We start from the raw sequence: 12,240 nt of genomic DNA on the forward strand, positions 1-12,240 counted from the left end.
CGGCAAAGTCATGGAGGGTGGAGTTGGTTCCGCATTTTCGGCGCGCTCGGTCTGGTCTCGCTTCTCAGCGGATGCAGCGGCGAGCTTTCGGCGCTCGATCCTGCCGGGCCATCTGCGGCATCCATCGCGGATCTGTGGTGGGCCATGTTATGGGGGGCATGTGCATTGTTCACCCTTGTCCTCGGTCTGTTTCTGGCGACATGGTTCGTTCCAACTTTCGGACGCCGTCTCCCGCCGGATCGATGGATTTTATGGGGCGGCCTCGCCCTTCCCTTGCCTGTTCTGATCGCACTGACCCTCTACGCCTTCACCCAGGGTGAATTCCTCCTCAAGGGCGCCACGAAAGACACCGAAGACGCCCTCCAAGTTCGCGCGATTGGGCGGATGTGGCAGTGGCACTTTTCCTATCCGACCCTGCCCGGCAGCGTTGCAGAAGCAGGGGTCCTGCATATACCGGCCGGCAGAACGATCGAAATCGTCGCCGAAAGCGAGGATGTCATTCACAGTTTCTGGGTACCCCGCCTCGGCGGCAAGATCGATGCTGTTCCGGGACATGCGAACCGCCTGCGCATTCGCGCCGATCAACCCGGCCGATATGGCGGCATCTGTTCGGAATATTGCGGCACAGGACATGCCGGCATGCGTTTCGAGGTTCGTGCTCATGACAATGACGGTTTTCTGAATGCGGTCTCCGCAAGGACAGGTCAATGAGCGAGAAAATCACGTCAGACCACAATCCGATCGCACTGCATCGAGCACTGGAACGCATATGGGGGACGAGACCGGGTTGGGGGCGCCTCGCCGCCGTCAACCACAATGTCATCGGCGTCCGCTTCATGCTCACGGCTTTGGTATTTTTCGCGATCGGCGGCATTCTGGCAATGCTGATCCGTACGCAGCTGGCGTCAGCCGAGAGCGTGTTCATGGATGCCGAAACCTATGCGCAGGTTTTCACCATGCATGGGTCCATCATGATGTTTCTGTTCGCCATACCTTTCTTCGAGGGCATGGCGATCTATCTCCTGCCGAAACTGCTCGGCACCCGCGATCTCGCCTTTCCCCGTCTCGGGGCTTATGGCTACTGGTGCTATCTGTTCGGCGGACTGATCCTGATCGGAGCGCTGATCGGTGGCGTCGCGCCAGACAGCGGCTGGTTCATGTACACGCCCCTGTCATCGTCGGTCTATGCACCCGGCATCAATTCCGATATATGGCTGCTCGGGATCACCTTTGTCGAAATCTCGGCTCTTTCCGCTGCTGTCGAGATCATCGTGACGATCATGAAGATCCGAGCCGCCGGCATGTCGATCGATCGTATCCCGATCTTCGCCTGGTACATGCTCGTGGTCGCAACCATGATGCTGGTCGGTTTCCCGCCCCTCATTCTCGGTTCCATCCTGCTTGAGGTCGAGCGCGCATTCGACCTGCCGTTCTTCGACCCCACGCGCGGCGGCGATCCGTTACTGTGGCAACATCTCTTCTGGCTGTTTGGGCACCCGGAGGTTTACATCATCTTCCTGCCGGCGGCCGGCGCGATTTCCACTATTCTGCCTGTCCTCGCAGGCACCCCTCTTGCCGGCTACCGCATGATCGTTGCGGCGATCGTCTCCATGGCATTTCTGTCGTTCGGATTGTGGGTGCATCACATGTACACGGTGGGCATTCCGCATGTGGCGCTGTCCTTTTTTTCAGCGGCAAGCGCTCTCGTCGCCGTGCCGACAGCAATCCAGACCTTTGCCTGGCTCGCAACGATTGCGCATGGGCGACCGCGCTTTTCCATTCCCATGCTGCATATTTTCGGGTTCTTCTTCGTATTCGTTATCGGAGGTCTGACCGGCGTCATGCTCGCCATGGTGCCGTTCGACTGGCAGGCCCACGACACACATTTCGTCGTCGCTCATCTGCACTATGTCCTGGTTGGCGGCTTCGTTTTTCCCATGCTGGCAATGGCTTATTACTGGGTTCCGCACCTTAGCGGAAAACAACCCGTCCAGCATCTTTCGCATGCGGCGTTCTGGATGGTGTTCATCGGATTCAACGTCACCTTCTTTTTCATGCACCTGACCGGATTGCTCGGCATGCCCCGGCGCATATTCGAATATCCCGCTGGCTTTGGCTGGGAAACCCTGAACTTCATTTCCTCGATGGGAAGCTTTCTGATGGCAATGGGTTTCGCCCTGGTTGCCCTCGATTTCATCCTGCTGTTCAAGTTCGGTCGACCGTTCAGGCGCAACCCCTGGCGCGCAGGCACGCTGGAATGGGCCATGCCGACACCGCCGCCCTCCTACAACTTCGCCTCCATTGCCCGCATCGACAACCGTGCGGACCTCCTCGATCCCGACAGGATCGGGCCGCGCCTTGCTGCCGGCGACGGCTATCTCGGCATTCCGCGGCACGATCGGATGGAAGTGCTGGGCGTGGATCCCATAAGCGGAGAGCCGGACCAGGTCGTGGAGCTTCCCCGTCAGACCTATCTGCCACTCTGGACTGCGCTGGCGACGGGCGCCTTCTTCCTGCTCATGCTCTTCAAGCTCTACTGGCTTATTCCCTTGGCGCTTGCCGTCGTGATCGGATGCTTCTGGCTTTGGACTGTTTGTGATGGTTCTCCGATCGACCGGGAGCCGGTCTCGATTGGGCACGGCCTGAAGGTACCGGTGCATATCAGGGCACAGATCCCGCCATCCCATCTCGCCATGGTGCTGACGCTGGTCGCCAACGCAACGCTTTACATCTCGCTGCTTTTCGGCTGTCTTTTTCTGTGGGTCTCCGCGCCCAACTGGCCACCGAAACATGTCTCGCTCGACATGCCGCTTCTCGTCCTCGCTGCTGTCGCTTCTGTCCTGACTTGCGTTGGCAACCGTCTGGCAAGCCGCAGGACGAACCTGGCTACGGTCGGAAATGCTCTGTCGCTCTGCGCGCATCTTCTATCGGCATCGCTGTTTCTTTGGGTCGCCTTTCTGACGTTGCCTGCACCTTCCGGTCATGCCGCAATCGCTTCCCTGTTTGTCGTCATGATCTATGCCGCGCTTCACGGCATGATCGGCGCCATCTTCGCCGCCCATGCCATATGGAGGGCCTTGTGCGGCCATGATGAATCGGTGCGGTCACTCGACTTGAGGATCGGACGGCTTTGGCATGATTATTCGGCGGCAGCAGCCATATGCGCTGTCGGCTTTTGCTGGAACCTGCAAATCCTGATCGCAGGAAGTGCGCCATGATGCGCCATCCTGTCCTGCTCATGGTTTTGGGTTTTGTCGTATGGAGCGGCGCCTTCCTCGGGATCTACTTCACCCAGGCAACCGCCTGCAGCCTTGCCATGCAGAACCAATTCCTCCACGCTTCTGCAGGCGCACTCCGGCTTGTCTTGATCGGGATTGTCCTGGCGGCCATTGTGGCGGTGATTGCCGTCTACCGGTTTCAGCGACAGTCGCCCGAACTATCGGGCGAGACCAGAACCGCCGATTTCCTGAAAGGCGTCACGACACGCGTGTCGGTCGCGGCTCTCTTTTCGACGGCTTTTTGTTTCAGTGGCGTCTTCTGGCTCACTTTGTGCGCGGCCTGAATCCCGCCAATACGCTCAAAGCAATGTCGCGCCATATGGCGCGGGCTGACCGCTGGCTGAGTGGTACTCACATAAACGTGTTCAATTGCTATTGAGCCTTCTGCCCGCCGGATCGTTGCGAACCATGTGTCATTGACGGCACGGGGGAGCAGTTGCATCCAAAAGGGAGAGCCCATGACCGGCACAGCATCGTTGCCACAACCGGACGAATTGTATGGCAACATCTTCGATGCCTGTCAGGACAAGGCGAACCTTCCATTCTCAAAGATGGTGGTGCTGGGCACGCTCGCCGGCATCTACATAGGCCTGGGTGGGCTTTTCGCGACGGTCGCTCTCGCAGGAGCAGGGGAGATTGCCTTCGGCGCAGGTCAGGTTCTGTCCGGGATGGTGTTCTCGCTCGGGCTTGCGCTCGTGCTGATTGCAGGTGCGGAACTGTTTACCGGTAATACACTGATGCTGGGGCCGGTCGCTGCGAAGCGGATACCGTTGACGCGGGCGATCTCCGCACTTTCCGTTGTCTATGTCGCAAACTTTGCAGGCGCAATCCTGCTTGCCGGCGTTGCGGCGGTTTCTGGGCTTCACGAAGCTGGTGACGGCGCCGTCGGGCGCGCCGCCCTGGAACTTGCCGAAACAAAAACGGCAAAAAATTTTGCAACAACCGTCGCAAGCGGCGTACTTGCCAATCTGCTGGTCTGCCTCGCGGTATGGCTTGCCTACGCGGCTCAGAGCGCGGCCGGCAAGATCATCGGGCTCGTACTGCCGGTGACGGCGTTCGTGGCGGCCGGGTTGGAGCATTCGATCGCCAACATGTACCTTCTTTCCTATGCCTATCTGGCACAGGGACTGATCGACCAGGGAGCCACCTTGGTGTCGCTTAGCGCGATTGCAGCCAATCTTTTGCCCGCAACAATCGGAAACATTCTAGGAGGCGCCTTTATCGCCCTCGCCTATCACGCTGCCTACGGCAATAGCGCCAAGGCTTGAGCCCATCCGGCATCGGTGCATGCGCGGCTGGCTGCGCAGCCCGATATGGAAGTCAAACAGGAGAAATTTTCATGGCGGATCATATCGCAAATCCGGAATCGGAAGGCCCTGCCGGCGGATGGGGTTCGCTGAAATCACTCGCCCGCATCTACGGCGAGACGTGGCCGACGCCCGCAGCGATTGAATCGCTTGCCCGCCAAAATAAGCCGCATGGCTTCATGTGCGTTTCCTGCGCTTGGCCGAAACCCGTCAACTATCATCCATTCGAATTTTGCGAGAATGGCGCAAAGGCGACGATGTGGGATCTTACCAATGCCCGTTGCACGCCGGATTTCTGGAATGACCACACGGTTTCCGAGCTGAGGTCCTGGAAAGACCACGATCTGGAAATGACCGGCCGGTTGACGCATCCGATGCGTTACGACGCAGGGACGGACCGCTACGTCGAGGTGACTTGGGAAGAGGCCTTTACCCGGATCGGAGCAACCCTGAAGCAACTGCATCCCGATTCCGCGGTCTTCTATTCCTCCGGGCACGCTGGGCTGGAGGCAGCCTATCTTTATGCGCTGCTCGCGCGGAGCTATGGAACAAACAATCTGCCGCAAAGCTCGAACATGTGCCACGAAACGACCTCCGTCGGATTGAACAAGGTCATCGGATCGCCGGTGGGCACAGTGGTTTGGGAAGATCTGGAGAAAGCCGACGCCTTCTTTTTCTTTGGCCAGAATCCGGGCTCGAACAGTCCACGTTTCCTGCATCCTTTGCAGGATGCCAAAAAACGTGGAGCAAAGATCGTTACGTTCAATCCCGTGATCGAGCAGGGCCTGGTCTCGTTCGTCAACCCGCAAAACCCTTTCGATATGCTGACCGGCAACGAAACGGCGATTTCCGACCATTATCTGCAGGTCAAGGCAGGTGGCGATATCGCCGCAATTCTCGGCCTTTGCAAGACCGTGATCGAGGCGGACGACGAAGCTGTGGCATCCGGCACAAACCGGGTCATCGATGTCGAATTTATCGACGCCCATACGACCGGTTTTTCCAGTTTCATCGGCTGCGTGCGTCAGAGTGCGTGGCATGATATCGAACGCGAAAGCGGACTGACCGAGACAGCGATCCGCGATGCGGCGGACGTTTATATTCGTGCCGAACGTGTGATCGGCGTCTACGGCATGGGCCTGACACAACATGCCCAGGGCGCCCTCAACGTTGCCATGCTCGTCAACCTGCTTCTCTTGCGCGGCAATATCGGTCGCGAAGGCGCCGGCTGCTGTCCGGTTCGCGGCCATTCCAATGTTCAAGGACAAAGAACCGTCGGCGTTGCCGAAAAAACCAAACTGATCCCGATGGAAAAGCTCAAGGAGCTCTTCGATTTCAATCCGCCGACCGAAGACGGCCTGACCATCGTGGATGCCGTCAAGGGGATGATCGCCGGAGACATCAAGGCGACCATCTGTCTTGGCGGAAATCTGTTGCGCGCGGTTCCCGAGCAGGGCGAGATGGAGACCGGTTGGGCAAGCCAGGATCTCACGGTGATGGTCTCGACCAAACTCAATCGCAGCCATCTTTTCCCCGGCAGACACGCCTATATCCTGCCTTGCCTGTCACGGCTCGAGATCGATGAGCAGGCAACAGGCCCGCAAGCGGTAACGACCGAAGACAGTTTTTCGCACATCTCCGGATCGCTGGGAAAACGCACTCCGGCTTCGAAATATCTGAAGAGCGAGTTGGCGATTGTGACGGGCATTGCAAAGGCGACGCTTGCAGACAATCCAAGCCTGCGCTGGGATGAATGGACGGGCGATTACGGTCTCGTGCGTGAACTGATCGAGGCGACGTATCCCGATGATTTCAAGGACTACAATCGTCGCATGTTCGAGCCCGGCGGCTTTTATCGTGGCAACGATGCCCATCAGCGCGTCTGGAATACCGATGAAGGGAAAGCGGTATTTACGACGCCGGACCGGATGAACGCACTGTCCTTCGATGATGCGGAAGGGCGTTTCAGATTGGTGACGATGCGTTCCAACGATCAATTCAACACGACTATTTACGGCTATTCCGACAGATTTCGCGGCATAGAGGGCACCAGAGACGTGGTGCTGATGTGCGAGGATGATATAGCGCGCGCCGGGCTCACACCGGGGCAGTCTGTCTCTCTGGTTAGTGACTTTGGAGATGGCAAACGTCGTGTGTTACCCGGTCTAAGCGTGGTCGCGCACAAACTTCCGCGTGGAACAGTCGGGGCCTATTACCCGGAATGCAATGTTTTAAACGCGATCGATCATCACGACGAGCTTTCAAAGACGCCCGCCTCAAAGGCGATCCCGGTACGCATCGAATGATGAGATGGCTCCGCCACACTGATGTTATGCTCGTAACCTTGCCGCCGCCTTTTGCGTGGAATGCGATCTGCTCAGCCGTTACGTTTCGAGACCAAAGCAACTAATCCACAGGGAGGTTGGATATTATAATGAGCACTGAAAAGAACGTCATCCGCGTTGCGGCAAAAGCTTTCGTGGGTCTTCTCGTGGTTGTCCTGATTATGGTCGGCTTGTATGTGGCGGTGTGATCTTCGACGTCAAGCGTAGCCCAACTGCCTTGCGCGATGACGACTAAAATCTGACCGCGTCTTTGCCAGCTGCTTTCGCTTCATAAAGAAGGGCGTCAGCCTCTTGCAGTAGGCTGAACATATCTTGTTTGGCGGCAGTCCACACCCCGCCGATGCTGGTGTGGACAATCGCGACCTGGTCGGCGATTGGAATAGGCTCTCTCATCCGCTCAATGATCCGTTCGGCAGCCGCCTCCCCTGTAGATCGACTCCCTGCAATAACCACGACGAATTCATCTCCGCCGGTCCGTGAAACGAGATCCCGGTCCCTGACCGCCGAGCGAATTTTGGTAGCGGCAGTCTGCAGAACAAGATCTCCCACGGCATGACCGTGGACATCGTTGACGTCCTTGAATCCATCTAGGTCGAGTGCGAGCACGGAAAAACCTTCTGCAGACTGCAAGCTGGCGAATTCAATCGATAGTCCGCGACGGTTCAAGAGCCCTGTCAGCACGTCGGTACGCGCAGTCTCCTCGAGCAATTCGATCCGGCGTCTTTCTTCGGTGAAGTCGATCGCCATTCCGACGATTATGACCGGCCGGCCGTCACTGTCGCGTAGAAGCCGGCGATCGCAGCGCATCCAGCGTTCGCCATGAATGGTATCGAGACGGTACTCCGCAACATTCTGATCAATGTCTCCAGCGATCAGGGGTGTCAGGTCGGCTTGGGCACCATCGATAACATTGATCCGGTTCACGTAGCGCTCCAGATCAAGGCGGGCCGCGGCCGGCCCACCGATGAACTGTGCCAGCCGGTCCGACGTCTCAAACATGCCGGTCAGGATGTCCATCTGCCAGAAGCCGCCCCGAACGGCTTCGAGTGCCAGCTCAAGCTGCGCTGCCCGCTCCGCAAGCTGTCGCTCATGCACCTTGTGTCGCGTGATGTCCTCGATCTGTGATATGAACCGCACGACTTCGCCATCGGCGTTGCGCATAGCGGCAACGTGGATGAGGACATGAACAATTTCTCCCAATGGTCGTAGGTACCACTTTTCGATCGTGTAACCATCCCGCCTACCTTCAAGCACCTGTCGAAACAGGATCAGATCCGCCTCGATATCATCAGGATGGGTAAAGTCCTTGAAGTGCGTCCCGAGTACTTTCTCGGGAGGAAGCGCCAGCAGCCGGACGAAGGCCATGTTGCCTCGGATGATACGCCCCTCCAGATCGACCAAAGCGATGCCGATTGGGGCGTTTTCGAACGCGAAGTCGAAAAGCGCCAGACGCGAGCCGGGATCGTCAGCCGTGTAGGGTTCCGCTACTATCTATCCTCCGAAGATAGTTGCATTACCGCCATAGGTGTATTTCATAAGATGATAATCAAGGTGTCGGTCGCTCCACGAGCTGGAGCTAGAGTTTCTCAGTCGCGGTCTAGAAGTTTTGCCGCAATTTAGATGGCCTATGGAAAGCCGCAGCTCAATGCGGCTTATCCGTATGGTCGGCTTCTGCCGGGATGACAATTCCGACATATCGGCAAGGGTTACCGCTCGCGTCCCTAAAGACCCGCCCGTAGGAGGCTACCGTTGTGTAATACCCCAGCGCGCTCATGACACGGTAGGTTTCCTGCTGAGGATGATGTCCTACAATGCTGTCGCTAATCGTTTTTGCCAAGCGGGGACGATCGTCTGGATGCACGCGCTCCAGGTATGCCTCAATTGGAAGACCCGTTTCAGCGGCGCTTGGATCCAGCCCAAAGAGCGCTGACAGGGCACCATCGGCATAAAGAATATTCTCAGGCAAGTCCCAAGTGTAAAAACCGGCATCCGGCACGCTTTCGGTCATCAGAGCCGATTTGAAAACAAGGTCGAGACTGGGACGCATCATTTCTCCTGCTAGGCTGCATGATAAAGCATTTTGGCATTCAATGACTGAGGGTTCGAAGATCTGACCGGCGTGATTCAATCACGACTGTAAATGTCCTCCAGCGCTTTAAGGACGGCCAAGACGCCCGCGTTTGTCGTCTTTCGAAACGACTGTTCCTCACCCCTGTCGACCTTTGCTCCCCTTATCCGGGCAAGATAGGTGGCCAAGTCCTCCAAACGTGGGTCGAACGGTCGCGAACTATCGGGATTTGTAAAGACGGGCATCTGGATCTCGCTGAGGATGAAAATGCATGGAGCACCCGCGCTCTATGCATTGTTTTAGATGATTTGTATATTAGGAATTTATGCCGTCTGTGCAAGGCGGCAGGGGCTCGGGTATCAAGGCACTACAGAAGTTTCACGCTCCTCAACAGGAAGCGCTGTTTATCCACCGCGGTTGATTGCCGACAGAGGATAAATATCGACATGCGTTTTCGTTTTTGCGGAACTTGTCGACCCTTCGTCGGCCCTTGTTTGACCTTGGGCACGTCGTCCGATTGCTGTTCAGTCAGCTCGAGCTTATCTTTTGCCTGGATGCGAGGCTGCTTTGGCTGTTACTTTTCACCATTATCCGGCAGATTCCGCGCTGACTTGAAATTCGCCATCACTCTCAGTGTTGCGAAGGTCACGATGGAGAGCACGATAGCAGTATCGTAAGCCCCCAAACCGACCGCGGTTCCAATTGCTCCTGTTGCCCAGATGCTCGCGGCTGTCGCAGTGCCGCGGGTACCGAGCTTGCCGACGAGGATTGCTCCACCACCGATGAAACCAACACCGTTGATTATGCCCTCTACGATCCGGGCAGTGGCCTCGGCATTCCCGACGGTGACCGACTCGGTAGCCTGGATGAACCCGCAAGCTGCGATCGCGACCAAAGGAAAGGTGCGCAACCCTGCGCTCCTCTCGTTACGCTCGCGATCCCACGCGATCGGCAACGCCAATACATAGGCCACAAGCAAAGCAATGAGGTGCGGAACGATGTCCAGTTCCACGCCCAGCGAAGCAAGCCATTCGTTCAAGCGCGGTCCTCCTTGTAAGTTGCGACACGATAGATGTAGAGCGCAACCAGGATGACAAGGACTGCAGTTGAGATCGGATCAACGTATCGTTCAATAACGTCGTAGGCCTGCCCCAACAAGAAACCGGCCAAAGCCAGCGCTGCGGTCCATAGCAAAGTTCCCACCGCGGAAAACAACAGGAACGATCCGATCGGCATGTTCGCGACGCCGGCTGGGACTGAGATAAGTGTCCTTACCGTTGGGATGAGCCGTCCGACGAGAACTGAGGCCTTACCATGCCGCTTGAACCGTTCGGATGCACCATCGACGTCTGAGGGTGTCATGGTGAGCCAACGCCCGTGCCTGGAGGCCAAGCGCCGAACCCCTTCGTGCCCTAACCGTCGGCCGAGATAGTACCACGGCAATGTCCCGATCAACGAACCGACCGTGCCGGCTAGGATCACCCATACGATGTTCATGTCACCTTGGGTGGCCAGATAGCCCGCAAGCGGCATTATCAGCTCGGAAGGAATTGGCGCGAAGACATTTTCCACAAACATCAGCAAACCGATCCCAAAGGGACCGAGCCGTTCCATCATCGACTGAACAAAATCTTCCAATTTATCCGTTCCTCACCTCAACATCTCCAGGCGGTAGCAAGGGGTTGATCTTCAACTTTCTGAGCTCGACCTGCCGGTCACTCGTCGGAATGAGATCGGTGATCTGACCGAGCCGCATCTTGGGCAAGATGTGTCCGAAATTCATTTTCCGTCATCCGACCAGCCTGGAAATCGGCGATGATTTCCTGATGGTCGACTGTCTTAACTCCGTCGCTACTCCCTTCGGGCCGAAGAACGACGCCCAACTCGGTCAGCACGCTGCTCATAACGCCTTTGTCTTTGCCTTGGTCCTGTATGGAAATTCCTCCCACCTCAAGGGCAAACCCGCGAGCATGCTACGCAGTTCCCGTTGAGCTGTTAGGACGTTACCCGCCTATGTGCCGCAGTGCGGAACGAGTGCCCCTAACGTTCATTCAATTCGCGCCGTTTCCCCTACGACGAATGATATTAATGGCTCGCCTTTGCCATTTATCAAGTTGAATTAGAAAACTGACTTTGTGACCACCGGCCCCACGAGCGATCAAATCATGGAGTATTTTCGCGCGAAACAGCAGGATTGCGTCATCGCGCCCATGTTCGGCAGATCCGAAATTCCATGGCGAGGCTCTCTTTTAAAACGCCCGATCATGGCGCGATTGATCCGCGCATTCTTGGCGACGCTTTTATCTTACCTTCAATCTCCAGGACCATCCCTGAATACCGTCCGTTAATTTTCTCGTCTTGATGGCGTGGAAGCGGCGTACAGGCGCCGAAGCGACAGAGCAGACTTGATCCTTTTGCCAACCGGGTAGCAGCGTGAATTCGACGGAAGCCAGAAGAACTGCAAACATAAGCTTGCACTGAAGCCGTTGCGTGATGAATGATATAAGGCGGCTGGCGCAATGTTCTCATCTTGACATGGAACTCACGGTCCCGTGATGCATTCTGATCCGTCACAAGCTCACTTCCAGAGAGGAAATCATTATGAACAGCATCGTTTGGCTCGTAGGCGCCGTCGTCATCATTCTCGCCGTGCTCAGCTTCTTCGGTTTTCGCTGATCGGCTGGAGTTGCCCCGGTTACTCAGCCGCCACAAAAGTGCGGCCAGGCGATGGGGCGGGCATAGCCGCAGTTGGGCGAGAGTATCTTTCAACTCCTCTCCCCCTCGGCAACGTCAAACAGCGTGGCATTCGCCGGCGACACCCTTGGTGCGTTTGCTACAGAATCGACCACCGTCAAAGCTTCAACTGCCGCAAACACATAGGCAGGCGCTATTCAAAGCGGACATCGGACCCCATGAGCAGAGTGCCAAGCTTTCGCCGGCCTCGTTGGCAATTTTGAAAGCTCGCCCAAGACAATACCTGCGATAATCAACTCACCTACTATCTCGCAAGCGGAGCGAATGGCCTCTTCCTAGGCGTGTTCGTCGCTGTCAAATTCTGACCCATCGTTGTCTACTTCGAGAAACAGCGGTGCGGATGCTGAAATCGTACCGGGCATGCGACCTCCCTGTGATTACCGGCACAAGCCTTGGAAACGGGCACCGATGAGGAGAGGCAGCAATTCCCAGTGAATGAAGCAGTGACGCGTCTCCAGCCATAGTTAAATAACGTTGGAACATGTCGC

At 56.8% G+C, this 12,240-nt stretch carries 10 protein-coding genes; 5 read left to right on the plus strand and 5 right to left on the minus strand.

Annotated elements, in window-relative coordinates; genetic code table 11:
* Positions 1-51: 51 nt before the first annotated feature.
* The 5 genes from coxB (at position 52) to GAO09_RS11075 (ending at position 6,891) form a co-directional block, all read left to right on the plus strand.
* Positions 52-711, plus strand: coding sequence for a cytochrome c oxidase subunit II (gene coxB / locus GAO09_RS11055; protein ID WP_235938050.1), 660 nt, complete (start codon positions 52-54; stop codon positions 709-711).
* Positions 708-3,218, plus strand: a complete 2,511-nt coding sequence (gene ctaD, locus GAO09_RS11060; protein WP_153354070.1) for a cytochrome c oxidase subunit I — start codon at positions 708-710, stop codon at positions 3,216-3,218. The genes coxB and ctaD overlap by 4 nt, the downstream gene beginning before the upstream one ends.
* The gene (locus GAO09_RS11065; protein ID WP_153354071.1) at positions 3,215-3,562 is read left to right on the plus strand and encodes a hypothetical protein; all 348 of its coding nucleotides are present in this window, start codon (positions 3,215-3,217) and stop codon (positions 3,560-3,562) included. Before ctaD ends, GAO09_RS11065 begins: the two co-directional genes overlap by 4 nt.
* Positions 3,563-3,736: 174 nt before the next feature.
* The gene (locus GAO09_RS11070) at positions 3,737-4,546 is read left to right on the plus strand and encodes a formate/nitrite transporter family protein (RefSeq protein ID WP_153354072.1); all 810 of its coding nucleotides are present in this window, start codon (positions 3,737-3,739) and stop codon (positions 4,544-4,546) included.
* Positions 4,547-4,617: 71 nt separating this feature from the next.
* Entirely contained in the window at positions 4,618-6,891 is a 2,274-nt protein-coding gene (locus GAO09_RS11075; protein ID WP_153354073.1) for an FdhF/YdeP family oxidoreductase, read from the plus strand.
* A gap of 270 nt (positions 6,892-7,161) precedes the next feature.
* Here GAO09_RS11075 and GAO09_RS11080 read toward each other — a convergent pair whose 3' ends face one another.
* The 5 genes from GAO09_RS11080 to GAO09_RS11100 form a co-directional block, all read right to left on the minus strand.
* The gene (locus GAO09_RS11080) at positions 7,162-8,421 is read right to left on the minus strand and encodes a diguanylate cyclase domain-containing protein (protein ID WP_338015070.1); all 1,260 of its coding nucleotides are present in this window, start codon (positions 8,419-8,421) and stop codon (positions 7,162-7,164) included.
* Between the two features lie 151 nt (positions 8,422-8,572).
* Positions 8,573-8,980 carry a PAS domain-containing protein gene (locus GAO09_RS11085; protein ID WP_235938039.1) on the minus strand — a complete coding sequence of 136 codons (408 nt, stop codon included), beginning with the start codon at positions 8,978-8,980 and terminating at the stop codon, positions 8,573-8,575.
* Positions 8,981-9,572: 592 nt separating this feature from the next.
* On the minus strand, positions 9,573-10,037 hold the full coding sequence (locus tag GAO09_RS11090; RefSeq protein ID WP_153354076.1) for an MgtC/SapB family protein: 465 nt from the start codon (positions 10,035-10,037) through the stop codon (positions 9,573-9,575).
* The gene (locus tag GAO09_RS11095) at positions 10,034-10,636 is read right to left on the minus strand and encodes a DedA family protein (RefSeq protein ID WP_153354077.1); all 603 of its coding nucleotides are present in this window, start codon (positions 10,634-10,636) and stop codon (positions 10,034-10,036) included. The genes GAO09_RS11090 and GAO09_RS11095 overlap by 4 nt, the downstream gene beginning before the upstream one ends.
* Positions 10,637-11,260: 624 nt before the next feature.
* A complete protein-coding gene (locus GAO09_RS11100) occupies positions 11,261-11,767 on the minus strand; it encodes a hypothetical protein (RefSeq protein ID WP_153354078.1) in 507 nt (168 codons plus the stop codon).
* Positions 11,768-12,240 lie beyond the last annotated feature (473 nt).

This window comes from Endobacterium cereale (assembly GCF_009617585.1).
Lineage (GTDB): Bacteria > Pseudomonadota > Alphaproteobacteria > Rhizobiales > Rhizobiaceae > Neorhizobium > Neorhizobium cereale.

Excerpts from the sequence above, each read along its gene's own strand:
- ctaD (WP_153354070.1), top strand. The coding sequence starts at position 708 with ATGAGCGAGAAAATCACGTCAGACCACAATCCGATCGCACTGCATCGA.
- GAO09_RS11065 (WP_153354071.1), top strand. The coding sequence starts at position 3,215 with ATGATGCGCCATCCTGTCCTGCTCATGGTTTTGGGTTTTGTCGTATGG.
- GAO09_RS11070 (WP_153354072.1), top strand. The coding sequence starts at position 3,737 with ATGACCGGCACAGCATCGTTGCCACAACCGGACGAATTGTATGGCAAC.
- GAO09_RS11075 (WP_153354073.1), top strand. The coding sequence starts at position 4,618 with ATGGCGGATCATATCGCAAATCCGGAATCGGAAGGCCCTGCCGGCGGA.
- GAO09_RS11085 (WP_235938039.1), bottom strand. The coding sequence starts at position 8,980 with ATGATGCGTCCCAGTCTCGACCTTGTTTTCAAATCGGCTCTGATGACC.